The sequence below is a fragment of the Haloarcula sp. CBA1127 genome (assembly GCF_001485575.1).
In the GTDB taxonomy this organism is placed as follows: domain Archaea; phylum Halobacteriota; class Halobacteria; order Halobacteriales; family Haloarculaceae; genus Haloarcula.
In genome coordinates, this window is record NZ_BCNB01000005.1 from 56,899 (window position 1) to 77,249 (window position 20,351).

The following is a 20,351-nucleotide window of genomic DNA, read 5'->3' on the forward strand; positions in this document are numbered from 1 at the left end:
GGCAACGACCGAGACTTTGTGTGGCATCAAGCATGGAAAGTGATGGAAGAGGCCTTTTGCAGCGTCTTCACCACGTGAAACCCGACACCGTTGAGAATATGGATTCACCTAGCTATCAGATAATAAACGTGTATGTCGGATATCTGCCCGCATATTCAACCAGAAAGTATTCCACAATAACATTATTGCGATTAAATAGCATCCATCTGTTATAAACAGGAAAAATATTATATTAAAATATCTTCTTAGAGGAGATGATGGAGTTAGATGAGTGAGCGAACCCAACTCTGCTAATGATTCGTGGTCTGTACACACACAGATAGACCGGGAAGAATTCCTTGAGCAAATTTTCAAGTGTGCAGAATGGGAAGAGGAGAGGCTCAATATTTCCGCATATTGTGTAGATCCAAATCATAATGTGATTGAAACAGGCCCATTCATCGAGTATGTCAGTAATAAATATCCGAAGTTTGTATTCTCCCAAGACGAGATCGAGGAAATGTTCGAGGAGGGTACTTGGCCATTCAAAGAAGCTCAGAAGCGATCAGATTTTACTGACGACCCAAGTAACGATGGCAAACTTGGGGAGCTAATTCTCTTCCTATTCGTCGATGCTGTATTAGATATTCCGATGGTAAGCCACAAAATCGCTTGGACACAAGAACCGGTACAAGAAGTTAAGGGATCTGATGGACTCTTCTATGGAATATATGATGGAAAGGAATCTCTTGCACTCAGTGAGTCGAAAATACACAAGCGACGGCATGATGCACTACGAAACTCACTTGAGAGCATCAAGCGGTTCCACGATCATAGAGGGAATACGAAAACTAACCATGAACTTAATGTGGCGGCAAAGAATCTCAGCTCAAATCTCTCAGAAGCAAAAATACAAAAATTGATGGATCTGTTCACCGGACGTGACACTTCGTATCAGCAGATTCACCCGATATTCGCAGCGTATAATGAAAGCTGGATGCTAGACATACAAGCAGAATCTGATGATGAGGAAGAGTTACGCGAACGTGTAACTTCTGAATTACGCGACTCTGGAGTCAAACAGTACCTAATTAATAAACTAAATGAGGATGAGTACCAGTCACTGAAAAAGTACCAACTCATTTTTTTCCTCCTCCCACTGGAGGATGTGGACTCATTTCGTAAGGAACTGCAGCACGCGATTTACCCATTTAAGAATTCATGACGGAAACTGGAAAGTCAACATACGAAATCGCAGAAGGGTTTGATGTATTTAATGACTGTCTGGATGCTCTGACAGCTAATCTAATACAGGAAGATTTGGGGGTTTCAGAACACAATCAAACGGGACTCGATACTTTCCAAGAGGATAGAAACTCAGAGACCATCACTGACGAGGATATTCGGCAGAGTGCGTGGCTTGCCTCGGCGCTTGCTTCCAGTGACAATGACACTCACAAACTAAAAGCTCTCTCGTTCGGTATTCTAGCTTATCTTAGGTATCAAGGCAATGAGCAAGAATCATTGTATAAACGATATTTATACATCATTCTCTCTCGGGTTGGAAACCTTCCTGCGTTTGAGAACATTCGCAGAGCAGAAGACCAACTCGGCTTTGAGACCCAGCTGATTAACTCCTTAGACTCAGTGTTAGGACTTGAGCTAGAATCAAATCTTGATGAGTATGAAATAGATGAGGGGAAGATATTGTCAGAATTCCAGATGGAAATTTATAATTTACTCATTGAGGGTAAAGACGTTGCCATTTCTGGGCCAACCTCATCTGGTAAGTCGTTCGTTTTACAGGAATATATTGATCATCAAATAACTAGGGAAGAGGGTTTTGAAGCGATCTACGTCGTTCCAACTCGCGCGCTGATCTCCGAAGTCAGCCGAGATTTATCCACTCGGCACGAAGAGATTGAAGTTCGAACTGGAGCTTACTTTGAGAAGGGAGATATTGATGATACTGATGAAGATAATGCCGACGTGTTTCTTGTTGTCACTCCAGAACGATGTCTGAAATTGATTGATCCAAGCACCCGACATCAAATCGATCCAAGTCTTGTATTCCTTGATGAACTGCAAAATGTTGAAGAAGACCAACGAGGTGTGCTTTTTGAAAGCATCATCCAATATCTAACAGACTACTACCCGAGTGCTCAGATTGTCGCTGCAGGTCCATATCTAGATAATCCTGGAAATACACTAGAATCCCTAACAGGTCGCGATGTTGAGGAGGTCTCAACAGCGTTTACACCGATTCTCCAACTTAAAACTACACTTCGATTTATTAGCCAGAAGTCGAAAATAAACCGCGAGTTGGAACTGGAAATTCATAGCCCCTCTGGAGATACGATGAGCATCCGGGTTCCAGAACCAGAAAGTATGACTTATTCCGAAGTCAAAGGTAATAAGAAAAAATCACTCCGAAAAATAATCGAAACCTTCGGAAAAGATACTAAGAACTTGATCTACTCTGCTAGGAAAGACTATGCCGAAGATCGAGCAAGGCATATCGCTAGTTTTCGGGATACACAGCCGGTTGAGGCATCAGTTCAGGATTTGATTGATTTTCTTTCCGATGCAATTCACAAAGAATACTCGCTGATCGAATGTCTTGAAAAAGGAGTTGCATATCACCACGGAATGGTTCCGAAGATTGCAAGAGAAGAAATTGAACAGATTTACGATAACTCTGCATTTCTGGATACAATCATAACAACCCCAACACTAATGCAGGGGGTAAATCTTCCTGCTGAAAAGATTTTCTTGGTGAGTGCAAACCGAGGGCGCGAAAAACTCTCTGACTTCGAATTCAATAATCTTATTGGACGTGTTGGTCGATTAGACACCAAGCTCTACGGTTCTATTTATTGTATTGAAACAGAAGGCGATGAGTGGGCGGACGACAAGTTGGGTAATGACGAAAAAAAGGAAATTGAGTCTGCCACATCTAAGGCCACAAATAACGCCAAGCAATTGATCGATGCCCTCCAACGGGACGACCTCAGTCAAATTGATGACGATGCTATTAGGTATACATCAATTCTGCTCCGTGGTCGGTACTTGAAGGATCAAGATACTGTAGCTGCGTATCTACAAAACAAAGGTTTCGACAAAGAAAATATTCAAGCTGCTGAGGAAGCCCTCCAATCAACGTTAGTGAACGTTGAGATACCCGAGTCGGTTTTGCGAAAAAACCCAACGGTTGACCCAATCAAACAAAATACTCTCTATCAAAATCTCCAGCAGAACCCGGATCCTTGGATCGTGGCTCCAAACCGCCACGAATATTCATATGAACAATTTGAGAGCGTAACCAGTCGACTCAACTCGATTTTCAAGTTTACGAATGATCCCGAAATGGGGATCGAGACCGAAGTTCGAGAAACGGAAAACTGGGGGCTTGGCCCAATCATATATGCCGGTAACGAGTGGCTGAGGGGTTACAATTATAACACCATCATCACTGGTCGGCAGGAATCAGAAGCAGTTAACGATGGAGATATTAATACGTCGATTCGGAAGGCGCTTCAAACCGTACGGACAGATATCCGATTTGTTCTCGTGAAGTATTATGGGATATTGACAACACTACTCGAACACGGAGATATAGAAGCCCCAGACTGGATGCTGCGGTTTGATCAGATGCTTGAGATGGGTTCTATGCGCTACAATCAAATTAGACTCATGTCGATGGGTGTAGACCGATCTGTGGCGGTCAGTCTCAGGATCCCAGAAGATGTAGATGACGCGGTAGGCTATTTGAACGAAAATCGCGGGAATATCGCCCCGTTCTATAAGCGGCATCTCAAGAACCAAGGAATCCTCTGAATAAACTGGGTTCACACGGGAACGCTGGTCCGAATGTGGTCAATTTAAAAGCCAGAGTACGGCGACCACGACGATCGCGAAAGCGAGAATGGGAAGCAGGTACTGACGGAGTAAAGCAACCGGTGCGAGAAGCACTGCCCGTAGTATGTGATAGACGCGCCGAGTCGTCGCCGCTGTGGTCGGCATCGGGACACGGGCGGCCTACTACGCGGTTCGGCGCGTTCGGTACCCGCTAAGTGAGCTAGAGTCGGCCGAACGAGCGCCGTCGCAGGTCCAGATCCGGGCCTATCGGCTCTGGCAGCCAGCGGTGACGAACGTACTACGCCCGGGTCAACGCTGTCGAAGTGGCCCACGAGGGAGCCACCGCCCTGACCGACGCCGTCTGTGCGGTCGCGGCGGATCGCTTTGCCGACGGCGAGACTGATCCGTCCGTTGAGCGTGCGTTCGCCGAGGACTTGCTGCGGTTTGGCATCATCAACGTGGCTGAGACGCGACGGAAGCTCGAAAAGAAGGTCGAGGAGGCGGCCGAGGGGCGGATGCGCAAGCACAGCTGGCAGTATCCCCGCGAGAAACTCGAAACGGGTGTCCTGCAGCGGATTCCAGAGAGGATGTTTTCGACGAGAAGCGAGTGCGCGGCGAGTGGATCACCCGCGACGACTACCTCGTGTTGCGAGGATAGCGATGGCCGGCCTGTTTTTTTTTGTCGCACCGATAGCGCTTGGATTCGTGTCGCAAGCGAGCGGCGTAGTGTCTTCCACCAACCCGTATTCTATGATGAGAAGTGTTGGGCGACATAGCCAACTACCAACCCGTGAAGACTTGGTACAAGCCAATCGAACCAGCGATGGCGGCAGCTGCGAGTAACGCCGGAGATAATCTGTTCATGTCGAGCACAGGCCCATTAACACCTCCAACACTAAACAGAGCTGCTAATACTACCCCTACGATTGCGAATCCTATGGCCTGATTTCCAAGCGACACAGGTTGTTTAATCGATTACTGGCACATAATACGTATGCAGAGTGATTGATAGTACGCTGGGGTAACCAACATGGGGGTTGTTTTGACGGTTATGTTGGTTAGCGGTTGAAATCACAGTGATGGCGGTGCTCTTTGCGGCTCACTCGCTTTGGAGTTCGTTTGTCTGCTACCAGCGCGTTCAGCACACGGCGGTCAACATCGGCCAGAACTTGCTCGTGCATGGAATGTGTGTGGTATTGACATGTGTTCAGGCGGTGGCATTAATAATCTTCTTCTTCATCGGCCGCAGCTTGGTAAATGTATTTTCTGGAACCTTGTCTCCCAATAGGTCCATCGTTTGCGAGTTCGTAAATAATATCACCCCATTTCTCAGGAGGGACATCGCTCTGTGGATCCTCAACGAGGAAATCACCCGGACCTTTAGGATACTCAGCATCAAGTTCTGCGAGCGCTTTGTAAAAATCAATCAACATCGGGACAGCATATTCGTTCCCGTCAGCAACAACATGGTGTGCGAGTTCTTTCAGTTCCGAGTTAGCAGGAAGGTCAACTGTTTCATCTGCCATATATTGTTATTTGATTGGTATTATAAGATACTGACGGACTGGTAAGTAAACAAACTCACTTAGCGTCTGATAAATTGTTGAAACCGGACAGGGTCGGGTATTATTTATTCTGTATCCGTATTCCGACACATGGCTATTATCAGCTCTGTTGAATTGGAACCTGGGACAACCTATACAGCTTCTGAGCTTCGGGACATCTTCGATAAAAGCCGCGCCGGTAGGGGAATTGAAACACTCTACGACGACAATGATAACCGGTTTATTAGACTATTTTCCAAGGAAGAGAGCGAGTACGGAGACGATTTGGATGCTGATCCAATGCGATACGTCGGTGAGAAAGATTTCAGTAATCCTGCTGGAGATCAGGTACTAAATCGAGGGAATGGACTTCTTGCGGAGAGTCAAGATCACGACTGGCCGATCTTTCTTTTTGAGAAGGTCTCAGAGAATCCAGTCAAACACTTCTACCACGGCCGTGTCCGAGTCGTCAACTACGACCACAACTATCGGCCGAATAAAGACAAACGAGAATACGACTTCTATCTCAAACTAATCCAGGATGACGCCTCGACAACTGCTTCGAGGACGAGTGGATCTGACGACGATCTCGCTCCAGGAGAACTACGCGACGTCAATCCGATAAACCGCGAGGTACCAGAGTCAGAAGAAGAGATCTCTTACACGTCAAACAAAGAATCTCAAGCTGCAGCTACCAATGAGCATGAGGACACTGTTGCGGAACTGCGTGATACGTTAGAAGCAGTTCAATGGGAGTGCCACGAAACCGATGAAACAGATCTATTGGCGCTGGCTGATTCAAAAGCTCTAGTCATCGAAGTCAAATCGGTCAGTGACTCAAATGAACGGAAGCAGATACGGAAGGCACTCGGCCAAGTTCTGGAGAACGGTTATCGAGACGTACAGAATAGGGGATTAGGAGATAGAGAATTGATTCTGTCCATTGTGTTCAGCGAAACTCCGTCAGATCAGTTCTCTGGATATTTCGACTTCTTACAGTCAAGGGGTATCGAGATTCTGTGGAGAGAAGAGGGCCAAATCAAAGGACTCCCTGAATCTACAGATCAGATACTCGAATAGGCATCCGCTTCTGCGTGTATACTTGGACACACATGCTGTGTGATCAATAGCGATGCCTCGATGGAGTACGGGCGGAGCGTCGGTCGATAAACGACCAACCGACATACTACACTACAGATGGGATTCAAAAATATATTTTGCGAAATATATTTAAAATATAAAAACGTACATATTAACGCGAAAGAGAAGACGATTCCAAGTACTACCGTGCGTGCCCAACCCCAGTCTTGCTAGGCTTCGGTGGTTCAAATCCACCCGGGGGCTTCACCGTGGGAGGAATGGCTGGGTCAAAGGTATCGCTAGCAAACTAACGGAGTCTCTGAAAGAAATTATGGTAGGAACAATAACCACTGGAATCTGCAGTATAGTGATGGGAACAAACGGCATAACGCTCGGACTCGTAATGAGCACCCTATCGGTGTTGTATGTCGTAATGCAGCCAGCCTCCGAATCTCCTGCGGACGCTTCGCATTGAGTCCCAACTATACCTGAATTGCTCCCTCCTCGATGTGGTAGACGCTGACTTTCTCGTCTTCGGCCCATCCACGGAGGAAATGCTGTGGGACGTAGTGTTGGTTCTTGTACTCTGGCATTTAATTGGCCGTCGTATTTTCGGTAGTGCCTCCAGCGTCCTCTCTGCCTAGCTTACGTGGCCCCTCAATATGGTCTTGGTCGTGATCTGTTTTAACGCTTCGTTCAAAAACAATGATAAAGCCGCTTCGTTGAAATCCTCCGTTCCGTGCGCACGCTTACCGATCAATCATTTCGGGAGAGAATCCAAGCAACAAACAACTGTCGGGAAGCGGAACTGGGTTAGCTAACCAACACTCAAGACTGCACCCAATTGCGTTGGTTAGCGCCCTACTCGCCTATACCGTCGCCGCTACGTGCTGATACCCGGCCTGCGACGGCGTCGGCTGTAACGTCAACTCAGCCAACGCCAACTCCCGAAGTACCTCCGGCGGCACACCCTCAACATCCTTGAGCACGGCATCAAGCGTCCACTCACCATACTGACTCGCGCTTGGCGAAAGCACATCAACCGACTCAGTCGCTACTTCCTCACGAATCGCCTGAGCAGCACGCCGAACCCGCCGCCGTTCTTCCACGGTACACCTCACGCCTCAACACCTCGGACAAGATCCCCAACCAGCGACCCACCGACGTGCGGCCCGATATTCCACCCTCGTTCGCCACGATTATATTCGCACCACTGTGAAACCGTCTCGGAGGGCATCTCCGACAATTCCACTTTCTCAGCGTCACCATCGACCGAGACAACGGCCACGGCAAATTCATAGCTGTCCCAGTAGTGGGCTGCACCCTCGGCATCAACGCCGAGAAAGAGCGGACGGCCCTGGGTGAGTAGTTCGCGTGCGGTACGTTCTTGTGGATTGCGTAGTTGCCATTGGTTCTTGTGGGAACCACGCGCCTCGGTGCTCCAACACCGGGGCGATTTCGAAAGAAATCGACCAGCGGTGCGTGTGTTCCTATCTAATCTGTTGTGGCGACACACCAATAAAACTATTGTTCTGATACAACAATAGTCGGTTAGACACCTATGTCTACGAAAGGTCCGGAACCAACGGTCAGTGATACCGAGCTAATCGAGGCGATCGATCGAACTAACAGACCATTCGCAACAGCTGGAGAAGTTGCTGAATTGGTCGATTTATCCAACTGGCGAGTGCGTCAGCGGCTGGAGAGACTTGACGAACAGAATAAGATCAACCGTTCACGGATTGGTGGCGGGCCGTTTATTTATTGGCTCGATGGCTCATTTTCGGACGAATCCAGATAGCGACGCCCGTTGTCAGTGAGCCACCATGCCCTAGCATTTCCAATTTTATCCGATTCAATCAGTCTCTCTTCCTCTAATCGACTGAGTCTTTTTGACGCCGCCTGTTGGCTGATCCCAACCATATCTGCTATCTCCGTCGTCCCGAGAGCTGGTTTGTAGGCCATATGCATGGATCTAAGCAGCTCTTCATCAGAGACAGTCGGGTCTGGCCCACGACGGTTGGTCACATCCTATCTGTGTCTCTCCTCGGTAAAAGGGATATTTGTTCTAAAACCATTGTGTCTACACAACCTATAAGTGGGCCCAACTGCCTTGGTTATCATATACGCCGCTGACCGAAGCGGAGGCTTCGAGGCAGCGTCGCATCGAACCCATGACCACACGGATGCTCACCCACGAAGAGTCGCATCGCTCGCCAGCCTCGATTTCCGGTCATTCGGAAACCACCAGACTGCGGTACTTTCGCCCACTTCCATTCATCTTCCGTTCGCGCGCGTCCCAGACCCTTTCCATGTCTTGTCCCAGTTTGAGCCAGATGCATCCCACCGGAGGCCACCAATGACGACCTACCACGCCCTGTTGGGCTTCCAGCGCGACCTGCTGGAAGCCATCGCCGCCCTCGAGAACGATCCCTACGGTCTCGTACTGAAAGCGTACCTCGACGAGCGTTACGCCGAGCCGATCAACCACAGCCGACTCTACCAGAATCTCGGCACAATCGCTGAACAGGACCTGATCAACCGCGACGAACTCGACGCCCGGACGAATGTGGATCTGTTGACCGACGCTGGCAGACACCTCGTTCGACGTCAGGCCGACACACTTCCAAACCTGTGTGACCTGCCACGACTCGTCGTTGAAGGGGGTGCGCAGTAATGTCTCTGCAGTTAGCGCAGCAGCATGGAAAAGCGGCGGAATACCGGGACACAGTCGGTCGATGCTGTCAGAGGCACACGGTCACTGGGCAGGTGATTACCGACTGGTACCCTAGCATAATAAATAGACACTTTGTACATAATCGTTGCTATCAGGGCGCCTCTTACAGTTTGATCCGTGGAGTGGGCCACCGCCGAACCCGGCGGCAGACCCTATTGGGTGCCCCTGACAACATCCACGACAACAGGTCCCCAGCCCCAAGCCAATCGATGAATTGGGGGTGGATTGGAGAGCGATTGACCGAGGGCCGGAACCTAACCGACCAGTATAAAACCGGTATCAAAAACGTTTGTGATTCAGGGTTACAGTCGGTCAATCTGGTGAGGGCCGAATGCCCTCCATTTTGCTCCCAGGAGGCGGGCCGATGACTCCCCGGCCGACCGTCGGCGAGATTGTCGCAGTCACGACCATCGACAGTGACCCACTGCTACTGGCCTGTCACCTCTACGACGATCACATCACAGGCGTGTTGCTGGCGGACCTCCCAACAGAGCCGCTCCGACGGCTGCAAGCGTCCGATCCGGACACAGCCACACGTCGACAGGTGGCTCAGACACTTGGTCGGACTGATGACCGCATGCCGTTCACGGTCCCACACACAGACTACGCACTGGTTGAACGCGACAGCAGCCGTCCTCACCCTTTCGCAGGAGGTGAGAACTGATGGCCCATGCTGACCCTTCGTCGGCACTTGCGACCGATACAGCGCCCCCAGACACGACCCAGCGGCGACTCCCCCACGTGGTCGGCGACCGAACCCACGAAGTTGCTATCGAGCGCCGGGCGGTGCTCAAAGAATGACCGGCCATAGCACTCACTCCAGCGTCGACCACGACTGCAGCCCTCCCACCAGTGGGCGTGTCCCGGTACCGGTGAACCCAGTGCCACGCTGGCCCGGACGGCGACAGTCCATCCATATCGCTAGTCACCGCCAGCGCGGTGCCACGACACAAATTCACTAGCCGGAGCGGGGTTGCCACGAGCCAACTGCCACGTCCAGAGAGCGCCAGCCACGTCACCAAGAGCCCGTGCTGTGGTCAGCCCCGCTCGGTTCGATTCCGGGCACGGGTCCTGTGGTCACGATGCCACGACACCCAACCGCCGACGACGGCACCGAGAGTACAGCCACCGATCAAGCGCTCGCCGATGCACTCGACATGGACCTCGGACAAGATGACACGGATACCGATGAACTACAGTCCCTCTTCGCCCAACTCGACGACGAAGTGTCACCCCCTGTTTCGAGTGTTCTTGAGCTATTGGTCGCAACCATCGATGACCTCCAGAAACGCGTCACCGAACTAGAGGACGAACTTGAACAGACCCATGACGTTGCCACCACCGCGGTCGGCGACGCCGCCACGAACGAACAGCGTCTCGAAGACCTCGAAACCCAGCAGGAGACGACTCACGACGTTGCCAAGAGTGCTATCGCCAAAGCCCAGCAACTCGACGCCGAGACCGACCACCAGGAAGACGCCGAGCAGCTACCCGAAGGGATCGAACCCAGTAGCTCGCCGCTGGATTTCTTCGCGAACTGCCGCCAATCAAAGGTCAAGACAATGTTCGTCGAGCGGTCGAATCGCCAGAACACCTACCGCGCGATCACCGTTGCCAAGCGCTGGCCGGAGTTTGCCACGAAGCGAACCGACGGTAGCGGCGTGTTCATGACCAAAGCTGACCTGCAAACAGCCCTGACCGCCGAACTCGGGAAGGAACCACATCGCCAGACAATCAAGCGTGTCTGGGAGAAGTTAGTCGAGATCGGCGGCGACGATATCGTCGAGAAGATTCGACAGGTCGGCCGGGACCAGACACAGACAGAGATCCTCGCAATGGATATGGAGACCGCCGAAGGCTTGCTTGAGAAACGCTATATCGGCCTCGATTTGCTGGAGCATAGCGACCACAAAGCCACGACGGGTGGCGTCACACCCGTTGTGGTGGAGTCCGCACCCTAACCCTGTGACACGCACCGACTACGACGTGAGTCGGCACTGAACCGACGCTGCTGGACGCGGTGGCACGTGCCCTGCCACTGCCGACGCCGCTGTCTGCTAGCTGCAGGAACCGGGAGCGACCCCCTGTTGTCAGGCGTGTAGTGAGTAATCGTAACACGAACGGAGCAACCACAGCGATTCCAGCCCTCACAACGGGTGTGACGGCAAAAGTCCAGCAAGCTCTGGCGATTGCTTCATTAGAATGGATTGTTCGGCGTCTCTAGCCGCGCTATATCATTGACCGCGTCAAAGTCATCATCGAACGAATACAGATATTCAATCCCTTCTCGCTGCATGTACGCGACAATAGTTGCGTCACCGAGGGAGAGTCGGTCGTACGTTTCAAACAGCCCGAGGGCGTTGGTAAAATCCTTCTGTGCTGCGTGGAGGATCTCAAACCCCGCAGACCGGTTGAGCCGCTCGTACGTCTCGACAGCCGTCTGCTGGTGCTTTCGATTGTGTATCCAATTGAGTGTTTCAAGGGCGACGTAGTTTGTTACATGTCCTGTCGGTAGTTCACCGTGATCCATCCCACGAACGATCTCCATGGCGGTACCGTGGTGCTGATCATCGGCATCTGCCATCCCTATGAGGACACCTGTATCCACAGCTGCAACTGCCATCAGTTATCTCCCGTAAAGCCAGACTTGTCCTCATGACCAGCGATGTCATGCGTTTCTTTGCCGTCGCCACCCATCGAGACGGGCTCAAAATCATCGAAGGCACCGTAGTGTTGCTTGACAACCTCGACGACGAGCGTCCCATCATCGTCAGTGTCCCAGCGGAGCTTATCACCCGGCTCTATATCGAGCCGACGGCGTAGCGATGCCGGAATGGTAACCATTCCTCGGTCACTAACTTTGGTCTCTTCAGGAGCGTCGTCTGTTGCCATACTCAATTATACCGCCGCGTAGGCCATACATGTTGCGCCACATGTGCCTCTGAATGAGTCACGAAAACTAGCCAATCAGTCACGCCAGAAAATGCTCATCACCTGCAGTGGCGGTCGAAAAAATGTGCTGGTGACACTGTCTGCCGATTACCGCCGTATTATCTGTTCGTCGACGGACTGCTGTTCAGTGTTCATGATGGGAACCCCTCACCCAATTGGGGCTCACAAAACGAGGGGCGAGTCTCCCCCATCAGACTAGGACTGCTCTAGCGGCTCGACCCATTCGGGAGCAGCATCGTGGGTGCCGCCGTAGATCGAGTTCTCGGGATACTGGTCGTCGTCAACCTCGACAGCAACGATCACGTCGCCGCCGGAGCGTGAGATACCAGAGACGGTGCCAATGACCTCATCGAGTGGGCTGCTGCCGTCTGTCCAGTCGACTCGGACGCGGTCACCGCGGCCGAATCCATACTTCTCGAACGAAGGCTCTGTAGTACTCATGATCTCCTCCGGCTACAAGGAGACACAAAATCGCTTGCAGGCAGCCAGAGCGCTGATGTCTTTCGCCAAGATAAGATGGGTAATGACCGAGTTCCGGGTTCGGAAACCCGATGGCTGGACAACCGTTTCGTTTCCCGACGCAGTCGACTCAATCTCGGTCGTTGGCGGCAAAGTTGACGGCCAGTTGTGCCTGACCCTCTCCGGTGAGCGGGAAGACGGTCCCCGTATCGTCGAAACCGGTGTCCTCGACGTCGACGAAAGCGATGAGCATCTGCTGGAGAATACAGTGCCCCGGACTGAGGATGGGATGAGTGTCGTTTTGGCTCACTTATTGTCAGACTGACTACAATCTCAACAGTGGGGATTACCGTTCCCACGGGAAGAAGCCATTCCGCTCGCGATAGGCACTGATCTGGTCCTGAAACTCTTGTTCCCGGAAGTCTGGCTCGTCGCCGTGGATATCTTCGGGAGAGACGCCGTCGGGAAGATGCTCATAGCCCGTGATGTCCTCCGTGTCATCCTCCTGCTCGGGCTCGTGGCGGTGCTGTCCACACTCCCTGCAGGTCCAGATTAGCCGGTCAAGATGTGAGTGGCACTCGAAGCCATCGAGCCCGTGAGATTCGTGTCCTGTCACGGCGCCACACTGGCGACAGTAGAACCCGATTCCGACTATCTCCGGTTCGGCTCTTGCCTGATGGCGCTGTACGACACCGGGAACAAGCCAGTACGTGCCGTCGTCCTGGCGGAACTCATCCGTGAGCTGCTGGAACTCCGAGCGGTCGGTGACTGGTGACCCGTCCTCAAGATAGATCCGTGGCTGGACGTCGTCCCCGTCCCAATCAGTCTGTTCATCGGCTGTCTCCAAGAGCGCCTGTCCGGGTTCCTCGTCGAGCGTGGTTTCGGTCGGAAGCTTGGGCCACCCCTTGGTGAGATTGGTGGCTGGCTCGGTCCCGAACGCTGCACGGCACTTCACCGTTCCGTGAGAGGTGTCCTCGCCGCTCGCGATACTATCGGACACCGAAAAGGCCGCAGCGCCGAGGGCTCGTGCGTGGAAGGTAGTGTTTGCCTCGACGAGCGCGAGCACGACCCGACCGAACGTCCACTCCCCGAGTGGGCTGCTATCCTGATCGTCTGAAGGAATCTCTGAGATGCCGGTTTGAGCGCAGAACGGACACTGGCGTTCACCACGGGGAATATCCTGTCCACAGGTCCGACAGATGCGAGTATCATCCTCTGTACGGTCGGGATACTTGGTGGATTCGAGGACCCGTTCTCGTCCGTTCCCCCTCGTTTCAGGGTCGGAACTTGCTGCACCGCGGATATCAGCAGGGTCGTACTCAGGATTTCGGTCAGTCACACGCTTGGTTGCGTTCGTCATGGTATTTAAACTCCAGCCCCGAGGGAAGCACAAACCGACAGAGAGCGAGAGTCTTGCCTGATCCAGTGAAACAGCTGTCGACCTGATGATGTTGTCACTGGTTGCCGTGCAAGATGTAGAGGGTGTAGTCAGCACGCTGAGGCGCTTTATATCCGGTCACTGGTGATGAAATGGAGAACTGGAACAGGAGCCGGCAGCAACGGAGCCGATATGAACAGACCAGAGGACTAAGCTAGTCGTTGTCGCGATTTTTGAAATAATAGGTGAAGACTCCGAAAGCCAACCCCCCTGCTGCCCCCGGAATCGCAGCAGAAATCACACTACCGTCCCCGAGAAGCGCATCTATCGAAACCCACAGCAATATCCAAACGACGACGCTCATCGGAATATATAGCCACGAATTCGTTAATCGACTCCGTACGCTTTCAGCCATCTTTTCGCTCTCACTCCGCTTGTTACGTAGTTCTTCTGTATGTGTGGTGACTCGTCAAAGTCTTTCAGTTGGAAACTGGTGACCGACTTGCGCTGTGCATCTTGCACAGCCCGATCTACCAACCCCGAGACAGATACCAGTGTTTCGCTGTCTTTGGTAAGAGCCGAGACCAAGACAGGACGAGTTGGCTACTCGTCGCCCCGTGCTGTCCGTCACTTCTGCCATGAACGTGTCTGTTGAGGTGTCCAGATCGTACTGGTTGATGAGTTCGAGGGCAGCTAGTGCTGCGCCTGTGTCTGCGAGGTCTGCGGCGAGCAACTGTTTGAGACGAAGGGCAGCCTTGTCGGCACGGTCGGAATCTGAACCACGCATCTGGGAAAACTCCATGAAGATACGTCGCCAGGCGGTCGCCGAGCCGGTCACCGTGAGATTCCAGTCCGAGGCTTGAAACCTTGAGGACGACTGCCGGCGGTAGTGTCCTTCAAGTCTGTCGAGCAAGTCGTCGATGATCGTGCCCTTCTCAACGGTCTGTCCGTGTTTGACGTAGTCCGGGTCGATGAGATCCCGCCACTCGTCGATGGAGTCGATCTCGTACTCGACAGCTAGCTCAACCGGGGCTGTTTCGAGACAGTCGGCTTTCGAAGTTTCGTCGACGCGCCGAAGTCGGTTTGCAGTACCTTCGGCTTGGACTGTGAGTTCTGGAAACTGCGCTTCGGTGGATTTGGTTTCTGGGTGCTGTTCTCCGTTCTGACCGCTTTTGGTGGTCTTCGATGCCATGGTATAGTCAGGGGCGCTCTCACTGAAACGCCCCTCACCTGACCGGGGCGAAAAAATGGGTCCCATGCCTGTGATACCAATCGTTGAATATAGTCTCTTCACCTGTGAAAGCGAGTGAACCAGCTGCAAGGTAGACCTGCGTATCATGCATAGTGTGCCTTTCAAGCACAGACCACTTGATGCGGTATGTGCGGCTGATGATGTGCCGCTAGCTCATCTATTGCTGTCCGGAGCAAAAGCTCCGGTCTCGTGACAGAGGGCACACGGATTTGTGTCCGAACGTAACGCTTCCTCGACCGAGTCATATATGTCTTCCGAGGTGATAGTCGGCACGTTCCCTGAGGCGAGGCCACAGACGGACTCGAAGCGATTTTCTCCATCCTCATGAACCCGCTCACAGGCGTGAACAGCCGCCCAGACATCCTGTACGCGGTGGACGTAGTAGAAGTCAATATCTTGTGGAGTCAGGTCACTTGGCCGGCCCATCAGTCGCACGTCGTCGTCGGCTTACAAAATGGTTCTGGCGAGGAGAGCGATACGAGTGTAAAAACTGTATTCATAGGACTGAGGGCTCAAAGTGGCCTATTGCGTCACGGCAGACTCACCCTCTGTACTGACCGATTCACGGCTTGTGTGAGAAGTCGATGCTTTCGAAGTCACATAGTTTCAACCCGACTGAGCACAGCCACCGTTCAGTGGCACTACGTAGCTACCGCTATATTTATTGTAAAATATATTATAATTACTCCGAGTCGTACAAGATACAGGGCGCATATCGGTCATAGCTGATGGTGAAATCGCGCAACATAGAGGGAAAAATGATACTGGTAATTACTAAGTGTATTGATTGTATGACTAATAACAGATGGGGCTGAATCGACAAGCTATTGAGGATAAAATTAGAGTACACGGAATTAAAGCTGCGCTTATCGGTGGTGTCTTCACCATAGCCGTGTTCGGGTTTACGTATCTTCTCCCATTCCCATTTTCCCGTACGATTTCGTTCATTGGCGTAGCATTTAGTCTCTCGACGGGAAGTGCCAGTACATATCTTAGTTATCAAACTGAGCAGCGGGAACGCGACAATGAAGAATTCGGAAGGGCTGCGAAAGCGGTTGAAGAGGAGCGTGAAGCACGTGATGAACGAGATGAAGCACAGGCGGATCTCCGTGAGTATCAGCGGATGATTCGTATCCTCGAGGACCGTGATGTGGATTTGGCAAAGCTCATCGATAATCAGACTGAATCAAGCCAGATTGCACTTCTCGTATTCCGTGACCAAGAGGCCCCAGAAGACCACGACTACTACCAAACTGAGAACGAAAATAATCAAAATAAGTTCCTCAGGTACCGCACAATGGAGGAGTACGGTGGAGACACAATTTCCTCATTTACTTGGATGCTGCCACCGAGTGTCGTCGCTGAAGAAGGTCTTGAAGATGCGACTCGTAACGAACTGAAGCAGTGGTTCCTTGAGAATATTTACGACTATTATGGTGATGAGGAGTTCCAAGCAAACGTTTTGATGATGGGTTTGATGGATGTGAGTTCCATCTTCTCTATCACAAAGGAGGCAACGAAGCTTGGAAAATTCGCCGAGAATCTCATTGAATATGACGACGGGTTTACCGAGGAAGATTTCTATGAAGCGTTGGCAGAGGAGCGTGTGAACATGCTGGAAGAAGTAAAATCGGGTCGACTTGTTTTTTTCCTCCCTGATAGTCTGAGCAAAGACACCGTGGATGTTATTCGTAACCACAGTGAAGTTGTCAAGTCAGATCTGACTGATGGCGGACTACGAGAGCTAGCTGCCGAAGAAAGCGTTAAACCGCTGACTGAGGGTTTCCAGAAACTTGATGTCCCACAGCCGGAGGAGTTAGCTAGTGAGGTCGTTGAAGAAGCTCAAATGTGGAAAAAGAAAATCAGTGAGGCCTAATATTTATTTTTAATTGAGGTTATCGATACACTTTCTGTACTGACCGCTGGAGCAACCTACACTTCGAGTCGTTCCATCGGCTCAACCTCGAAAGTCAGCAGATGGGACCGGAGACGGGCATAGGCCCCGTCGCCGTCAGTCGTCACACAGTACCGATTTGGCCTCGCCTCGCGAGGATTGCCATCGTTCTCTTTCCATTCCTCCAGCGTGAACTCAAGCGTCTTCAACTCGCTGTCAGCGCCCTCAAAGACGGCTGCGACCGACGGTGTTCCGTGATTGTCAGCGATGTAGGCCACCCTGACAGCGTCGTGGTCGGCGTCAAGTTTCATCCACCCATCGAGTTCCTCCGGCGGGTCCTCAGCAAACTGCTCGATCTCACGCTGTGTCAGTTCGGCCTCTGCTGCGTCCCGCCACGCTTGCTTGATATCATCGGCTTGAGACTGCTCAATATCTTGGAGGACGTCGGTGTCGATACAGTCCGCAGCCCAGGCAAGCACTGTCTTGGCTTTCTTGTGCTTTTCCTCGGGCTCGCCGTTTAGCTGGCCGAAGTTCATCTCCTGTGGGGACATCAAGAGAACTGACGACCGCCAGTGGCCGGGGTCAGCGTCGCGATCTTCATCGGCATCGGGAGCCCACGATTCCATTGAGGTCCTGACTTCCTCGTGATGACTGAAGCCAGTACGGACGCCGCCGGCACGCAGGATGCGTTCCGCGAGGTCGATGGTTCGCTCACGCTCGTCAGCAGGCGCTTCGTCTGGACGGTCAACGTCGGTGTAGAATGGCAAGCCGACGTTGTCGATGATCGTCTGTTCGTAGTTTGGACTGAGTGGCGGTTCCTCGACGAAGATCGGATCGAACGGTGGTTTGGCTGTAGGCAACATACTGGAAAGCCTCCAGCCAGTGAGGCAGCACAAAATCGCTCTGAGGCGGCGTCAGGTCGAGAGGTACTGGTCGGCAGTGTCATCGTGGTTCGCTTCTAGAGCGTCCCAGTCAGCCATCGAATCGTACTCTGGGCGGATCTCACCGTCCAAGAGCATGTCGTCGGCGAAGGCTTGGACTTGTTCGTCGACGGGTGCGGCCTGCAGGTCGCGCTCCTGGACGATGAACTGGATGCCGCAGAACGTGCGCCCGTCTGCTGCAAGCTGCCAGAGCATGAGCTTTCGATTCTGATGGGTTGCGAGTTCGGTCAGCAATGCGTCGTCTGTTGGATTGGACATCGTTTGGAGCCTCCACGCAAGAGGGGTGCATAAAATGAACATTGTAGATAAGGTGAAGTAGCAGTACAGTGTTTGAAAAGGGCATTAAGTGGAATTACGCTAAGTACGAACGGATAAGATTATGACTCTCGCAGGTGGCATTTGGCTTGACAGGATGTACGATGTGAATAGCTTCAAGCGCGACATGATGGTCGTTATCGCAGGTATGGACAGTCCGATGGGGACAGAATTGACCGCAGAACTGCAGGAGTACTACTCTGAGGAAATCACAGTAGGACGTGTCTATCCACAGCTGGATGATCTGGTCGAAAAGGGACTTATCAAAAAGAAGGCTAAGAACGGACGAGAGAACGAATATCAGTTGACGAGGCGTGGTGTGCGAGATCTTCAAGCCCATCGGGAATGGGAAGACGAGTACTTGGCTCCGATTGATGAGCTATCTGCATAGTAACGTTCTAGAATGTAGGCTATACCTATAGGCTACAGCTACAGGCTATGAATCAAATCGTGGTTGTTTGACGCTCTTCAACAGCCTCTCTGAGGTCATACATGACGCTGTCGGTGCCCTCTTGAAGACCGACACGCACGGCTAGCCTGATAATGGCACTTCGGCTCTCGTCTGTTAGACCAGACTCTCCATCATACGCCTCGCGCAACTGATCAAAGACATCCTCCATTTGGTCACTCTCATCAAGTGCTTGCAGGACGGCAGCGAGCGTCGGGTCATATGCAGTGACCGTCTCAGATAAGTCTCCATCTTCAGCTGAGTCAAGCGCGCCAACAAGAATATCAACGAAAGAACTCTGCTCCTGTGGATCATCTCGATCCAAGCGATTACCGGTTGACTCCTCCTCGCGCAGTTCACCTAATCTCTCGTCAATGTCGTCATCAGTCATTGTTTTTCTCCAAGTCGGTAGTACAGCTCTTCGGCGTTTGTGAGGAATGCATCACGCGCGTCTTTCCCAGTCTTTAGGAGGCTATCTTCATCGAGATCAAACAACGTTTGACCCGCTTCAGTGACGGTCCGAATCTGTTGTGAGTCAACGACAAATTCTGGAGCCACAAGATCCGCGAACTCTTTCTCGAACCGTTCCAGCAGGTCGGCATGGAGCGTAGTCCGTCTGTCGAACAGATTTGGAATAATCATTCTTAATTGTACGTCTTGTCCATAGTTCGAGCGAATCTGTTCGAGATCATTTTCAAGCGAGCGCGCTTGCTTCAGCTCGAAGCTACCCATACTAACTGGTGCCACAACATTTTGAGCCGCCCAAAGGCCATTATAGGTGATATTGTTAGCGAGCCCCGGCATATCCAGCAGTACCACATCCCATCGCTCAAGTGGATCTACAAATTCGTCTAGGAACGTCCGGAGTCGGTTGTACCGCTCGTCCACGTCATCAATATTACCCAAGTCAGCATCAAGTCCGTCAAGATCTGGATGTGCCGGAATAAGGTCGATACCGGCGTTAGTCTGGTAGACTAGACGGTCAACTGCTTCCTTATCACCTACCATATCTGCTACGTCGCGCCACCGGCTCCCCATCGTTGTCGCGATGTTTGGGAAGTCATCCTCATTCCCAATGTCAGTGTGGACTTCTTCGAGAATACCGAGTGCATCGGCGCAGTCTCCTTGTTTCCCAGCTAAGTCCACAACGAGCACACTGTGACCAAGTTCATTGAGTGCAGTGCCTAGATGGACGGCGCTTGTTGTCTTTCCGGTACCACCTTTGTCGAGGTACAGTGCTGCACGCAATGTTTCAGACATCGCCACCACCCTGTAGGTGTACCATATAGATATATCCTATAGGTCAATGGTATATAAATCTCAGTCAGACATTTGAAGAGTGAGTGACGGGGCAAGTCTGTTGCATATCTATACAGAATTTCGTTTCGGAACGAGCTGAACTAAAGGGCTTTTCGGACTATAGAGCATCTATCGCGTTGATTCCTATTTGAAAGACACAACCTCGGAGGATGATTTTGATGTGTACCTTAGTTTCACCAATGAGGATATCGTAT

At 51.8% G+C, this 20,351-nt stretch carries 25 protein-coding genes and 2 pseudogenes; 12 read left to right on the top strand and 15 right to left on the bottom strand.

What is annotated here, in order from left to right:
* The first annotated feature begins 271 nt into the window (after positions 1 to 271).
* From AV059_RS04300 to AV059_RS04310, 3 genes are all read left to right on the top strand, one after another.
* Positions 272 to 1,204 (top strand): DUF1837 domain-containing protein, encoded by a 933-nt coding sequence (locus AV059_RS04300; protein ID WP_079980888.1) that lies wholly within the window; start codon positions 272 to 274, stop codon positions 1,202 to 1,204.
* Positions 1,201 to 3,816: a DEAD/DEAH box helicase gene (locus AV059_RS04305; RefSeq protein ID WP_050038706.1), complete on the top strand. Its 2,616-nt coding sequence runs from the start codon at positions 1,201 to 1,203 to the stop codon at positions 3,814 to 3,816. The genes AV059_RS04300 and AV059_RS04305 overlap by 4 nt, the downstream gene beginning before the upstream one ends.
* 344 nt (positions 3,817 to 4,160) lie before the next feature.
* Positions 4,161 to 4,613: a hypothetical protein gene (locus AV059_RS04310; protein WP_050038707.1), complete on the top strand. Its 453-nt coding sequence runs from the start codon at positions 4,161 to 4,163 to the stop codon at positions 4,611 to 4,613.
* Between the two features lie 444 nt (positions 4,614 to 5,057).
* On the opposite strand, the gene AV059_RS21930 is transcribed toward AV059_RS04310, so the two are convergent.
* Complete coding sequence (locus AV059_RS21930; protein ID WP_154020843.1) at positions 5,058 to 5,363, bottom strand: hypothetical protein; 306 nt, start codon at positions 5,361 to 5,363, stop codon at positions 5,058 to 5,060.
* A gap of 129 nt (positions 5,364 to 5,492) precedes the next feature.
* Here AV059_RS21930 and AV059_RS04320 point away from each other — a divergent pair, with 129 nt between their 5' ends.
* On the top strand, positions 5,493 to 6,461 hold the full coding sequence (locus tag AV059_RS04320; RefSeq protein WP_050038709.1) for a hypothetical protein: 969 nt from the start codon (positions 5,493 to 5,495) through the stop codon (positions 6,459 to 6,461).
* A gap of 482 nt (positions 6,462 to 6,943) precedes the next feature.
* Here the strand turns inward: AV059_RS04320 and AV059_RS21935 are convergent, their stop codons facing one another.
* The 3 genes and pseudogenes from AV059_RS21935 to AV059_RS23140 form a co-directional block, all read right to left on the bottom strand.
* Positions 6,944 to 7,054: a DUF4238 domain-containing protein gene (locus tag AV059_RS21935; RefSeq protein WP_154020844.1), complete on the bottom strand. Its 111-nt coding sequence runs from the start codon at positions 7,052 to 7,054 to the stop codon at positions 6,944 to 6,946.
* A gap of 276 nt (positions 7,055 to 7,330) precedes the next feature.
* Positions 7,331 to 7,582, bottom strand: a complete 252-nt coding sequence (locus AV059_RS04325) for a hypothetical protein (RefSeq protein WP_058990921.1) — start codon at positions 7,580 to 7,582, stop codon at positions 7,331 to 7,333.
* Positions 7,579 to 7,857, bottom strand: a pseudogene (locus AV059_RS23140) (hypothetical protein); the annotation flags it as partial. The pseudogene AV059_RS23140 and the gene AV059_RS04325, both read right to left, overlap by 4 nt.
* A gap of 165 nt (positions 7,858 to 8,022) precedes the next feature.
* Between AV059_RS23140 and AV059_RS23145 the strand changes: the two are divergent.
* On the top strand, positions 8,023 to 8,262 hold the full coding sequence (locus tag AV059_RS23145) for a FaeA/PapI family transcriptional regulator (RefSeq protein ID WP_079980889.1): 240 nt from the start codon (positions 8,023 to 8,025) through the stop codon (positions 8,260 to 8,262).
* On the opposite strand, the gene AV059_RS21495 is transcribed toward AV059_RS23145, so the two are convergent.
* Positions 8,223 to 8,432 carry a winged helix-turn-helix domain-containing protein gene (locus AV059_RS21495; RefSeq protein WP_326838529.1) on the bottom strand — a complete coding sequence of 70 codons (210 nt, stop codon included), beginning with the start codon at positions 8,430 to 8,432 and terminating at the stop codon, positions 8,223 to 8,225. The genes AV059_RS23145 and AV059_RS21495 overlap by 40 nt on opposite strands.
* 388 nt (positions 8,433 to 8,820) lie before the next feature.
* On the opposite strand from AV059_RS21495, the gene AV059_RS04330 reads away from it, so the two are divergent.
* The 4 genes from AV059_RS04330 (at position 8,821) to AV059_RS04340 (ending at position 11,159) form a co-directional block, all read left to right on the top strand.
* Complete coding sequence (locus tag AV059_RS04330) at positions 8,821 to 9,138, top strand: helix-turn-helix transcriptional regulator (RefSeq protein WP_050038710.1); 318 nt, start codon at positions 8,821 to 8,823, stop codon at positions 9,136 to 9,138.
* 424 nt (positions 9,139 to 9,562) lie between these two features.
* Positions 9,563 to 9,862, top strand: a complete 300-nt coding sequence (locus tag AV059_RS04335) for a hypothetical protein (protein WP_050038711.1) — start codon at positions 9,563 to 9,565, stop codon at positions 9,860 to 9,862.
* Positions 9,862 to 9,999, top strand: coding sequence for a hypothetical protein (locus AV059_RS22265; RefSeq protein ID WP_175055193.1), 138 nt, complete (start codon positions 9,862 to 9,864; stop codon positions 9,997 to 9,999). Before AV059_RS04335 ends, AV059_RS22265 begins: the two co-directional genes overlap by 1 nt.
* Positions 10,000 to 10,280: 281 nt before the next feature.
* Entirely contained in the window at positions 10,281 to 11,159 is an 879-nt protein-coding gene (locus AV059_RS04340) for a hypothetical protein (protein ID WP_050038712.1), read from the top strand.
* Between the two features lie 236 nt (positions 11,160 to 11,395).
* Here AV059_RS04340 and AV059_RS04345 read toward each other — a convergent pair whose 3' ends face one another.
* The 3 genes from AV059_RS04345 to AV059_RS04350 form a co-directional block, all read right to left on the bottom strand.
* Complete coding sequence (locus AV059_RS04345) at positions 11,396 to 11,821, bottom strand: type II toxin-antitoxin system VapC family toxin (RefSeq protein WP_050038713.1); 426 nt, start codon at positions 11,819 to 11,821, stop codon at positions 11,396 to 11,398.
* Positions 11,821 to 12,090: an AbrB/MazE/SpoVT family DNA-binding domain-containing protein gene (locus tag AV059_RS21500; protein WP_079980890.1), complete on the bottom strand. Its 270-nt coding sequence runs from the start codon at positions 12,088 to 12,090 to the stop codon at positions 11,821 to 11,823. Before AV059_RS21500 ends, AV059_RS04345 begins: the two co-directional genes overlap by 1 nt.
* Before the next feature lie 255 nt (positions 12,091 to 12,345).
* Positions 12,346 to 12,591 carry a hypothetical protein gene (locus tag AV059_RS04350; RefSeq protein ID WP_050038714.1) on the bottom strand — a complete coding sequence of 82 codons (246 nt, stop codon included), beginning with the start codon at positions 12,589 to 12,591 and terminating at the stop codon, positions 12,346 to 12,348.
* Between the two features lie 82 nt (positions 12,592 to 12,673).
* On the opposite strand from AV059_RS04350, the gene AV059_RS04355 reads away from it, so the two are divergent.
* Positions 12,674 to 12,934: a hypothetical protein gene (locus AV059_RS04355; protein ID WP_050038728.1), complete on the top strand. Its 261-nt coding sequence runs from the start codon at positions 12,674 to 12,676 to the stop codon at positions 12,932 to 12,934.
* Between the two features lie 21 nt (positions 12,935 to 12,955).
* On the opposite strand, the gene AV059_RS04360 is transcribed toward AV059_RS04355, so the two are convergent.
* The 3 genes and pseudogenes from AV059_RS04360 to AV059_RS04370 form a co-directional block, all read right to left on the bottom strand.
* Positions 12,956 to 13,969, bottom strand: a complete 1,014-nt coding sequence (locus tag AV059_RS04360) for a hypothetical protein (protein ID WP_050038715.1) — start codon at positions 13,967 to 13,969, stop codon at positions 12,956 to 12,958.
* Between the two features lie 634 nt (positions 13,970 to 14,603).
* Positions 14,604 to 15,179, bottom strand: a pseudogene (locus tag AV059_RS04365) (hypothetical protein); the annotation flags it as partial.
* A 213-nt stretch (positions 15,180 to 15,392) separates the two neighbouring features.
* Positions 15,393 to 15,665 (bottom strand): hypothetical protein, encoded by a 273-nt coding sequence (locus tag AV059_RS04370; RefSeq protein WP_058992556.1) that lies wholly within the window; start codon positions 15,663 to 15,665, stop codon positions 15,393 to 15,395.
* Positions 15,666 to 16,044: 379 nt separating this feature from the next.
* Between AV059_RS04370 and AV059_RS04375 the strand changes: the two genes are divergently transcribed.
* Positions 16,045 to 17,115, top strand: a complete 1,071-nt coding sequence (locus tag AV059_RS04375) for a hypothetical protein (RefSeq protein ID WP_050038716.1) — start codon at positions 16,045 to 16,047, stop codon at positions 17,113 to 17,115.
* Positions 17,116 to 17,171: 56 nt separating this feature from the next.
* On the opposite strand, the gene AV059_RS04380 is transcribed toward AV059_RS04375, so the two are convergent.
* Entirely contained in the window at positions 17,172 to 17,996 is an 825-nt protein-coding gene (locus tag AV059_RS04380; RefSeq protein ID WP_050038717.1) for a hypothetical protein, read from the bottom strand.
* Between the two features lie 51 nt (positions 17,997 to 18,047).
* The gene (locus AV059_RS04385) at positions 18,048 to 18,332 is read right to left on the bottom strand and encodes a hypothetical protein (RefSeq protein WP_050038718.1); all 285 of its coding nucleotides are present in this window, start codon (positions 18,330 to 18,332) and stop codon (positions 18,048 to 18,050) included.
* Between the two features lie 121 nt (positions 18,333 to 18,453).
* On the opposite strand from AV059_RS04385, the gene AV059_RS04390 reads away from it, so the two are divergent.
* Entirely contained in the window at positions 18,454 to 18,780 is a 327-nt protein-coding gene (locus AV059_RS04390; protein ID WP_079980891.1) for a PadR family transcriptional regulator, read from the top strand.
* Between the two features lie 52 nt (positions 18,781 to 18,832).
* Here the strand turns inward: AV059_RS04390 and AV059_RS04395 are convergent, their stop codons facing one another.
* Entirely contained in the window at positions 18,833 to 19,228 is a 396-nt protein-coding gene (locus AV059_RS04395; RefSeq protein ID WP_050038719.1) for a hypothetical protein, read from the bottom strand.
* Complete coding sequence (locus AV059_RS04400; RefSeq protein ID WP_175055194.1) at positions 19,225 to 20,097, bottom strand: ParA family protein; 873 nt, start codon at positions 20,095 to 20,097, stop codon at positions 19,225 to 19,227. The genes AV059_RS04395 and AV059_RS04400 overlap by 4 nt, the downstream gene beginning before the upstream one ends.
* Positions 20,098 to 20,351 lie beyond the last annotated feature (254 nt).